Consider the following 414-nt stretch of genomic DNA (forward strand, 5'->3'; position numbering starts at 1 on the left):
CTCCAACCATTTGGGATGTTCTCATTGCTATTGCGGGTGGGATAGCAGGTGTCATTGGTTCAAGAAAAAAAGAAGCAAACAATATCGTGCCAGGAGTAGCTATTGCAACAGCTCTGATGCCACCTATCTGCACTGCAGGCTATGGTTTAGCTAATGGAAATGTACGATTTTTATTTGGGGCTCTCTATCTTTTCTTGATCAACTGTGTCTTTATCATGCTAATCAATATTGTTGGAACAAGAATTATGATGAGACAATCTCCCTTAAGTTCATTTAAAGAGCTAAACATGAAAATGAGAATTGGGTTGATCTCCTTGATTGTATTATTGGTTCTTCCAGCCAGCTATTCAGCAGTCACTCTGACGATGGATCAAGCACGAAAAGAAGGGATCAAACAGTTTGTAGGAAAAGAGT

Annotated in this window: 1 protein-coding gene; it reads left to right on the forward strand. The window is 39.6% G+C overall.

Annotated features, from left to right (window positions below; genetic code table 11):
• On the forward strand, positions 1 to 414 hold a 414-nt coding region (locus HMPREF3002_RS04825; RefSeq protein WP_141754498.1), incomplete at both ends, for a DUF389 domain-containing protein.

This window comes from Streptococcus sp. HMSC065E03 (genome assembly GCF_001815045.1).
Classification (GTDB): domain Bacteria; phylum Bacillota; class Bacilli; order Lactobacillales; family Streptococcaceae; genus Streptococcus; species Streptococcus parasanguinis_AD.